Origin of the sequence: Terrabacter terrae, assembly GCF_039529575.1 — a bacterium.
Taxonomy (GTDB): Bacteria; Actinomycetota; Actinomycetes; order Actinomycetales; family Dermatophilaceae; genus Terrabacter; species Terrabacter terrae.
On the sequence record NZ_BAAANB010000126.1, the window covers coordinates 1 to 578 of the forward strand.

The window sequence follows — 578 nt, forward strand, 5'->3', positions numbered from 1 at the left end:
CAGCTCGCCTTGGCCCGGGGTCACCCGCAGATCGGACTCGTTGATCCGCACGTCGTTGATGCTGGCCTCGCGGCGGCGCATGTAGCCGAGGTCGTCGAACTCCCACTGCTCGTTGCCGTATGACCGCCACCACTGTCCGTCGGCGTCGCGCGACTCGTACTGGAAGCGCACAGCGATGCGGTTGCCGGAGCAGGCCCAGAGATTCTTGCGCAGGCGGTAGTCACGTTCGCGTTCCCACTTGCGGGTGAGGAACTGGACGACGGCCTGCCGACCGACGACGTGCTCGTCACGGTTACGCCACTCGGTGTCCTCGGTGTAGGCGCCGGCGACTCGGTGGGGGTCGCAGGTGTTCCAGGCGTCCTCGGCCGCCTGGACCTTCTGGCGCGCGGTCTCCTCGGTGAACGGCGGCAGGGGCGGTCGTGGGTCCATGTCGGCTCCTCCGGACAACGCAGCGTGGTCTGTCGCGACAGCGGCGATCTACAGGTTCCCACGCGTCTGGGGTCGAGGCCCGGGCTTCGCGGCCGACCGGCTGGTGCTGGAACGGGGAGGGTCGGCTGGGTCTGGTGGTGGCCCAAGTC

Annotated in this window: 1 protein-coding gene; it reads right to left on the reverse strand. The window is 69.0% G+C overall.

What is annotated here, in order from left to right:
• Positions 1–429 (reverse strand): nuclear transport factor 2 family protein (locus ABD194_RS19845; protein ID WP_343994722.1); only part of this gene is annotated, 429 nt, incomplete at its 3' end.
• Between the last annotated feature and the right edge of the window lie 149 nt (positions 430–578).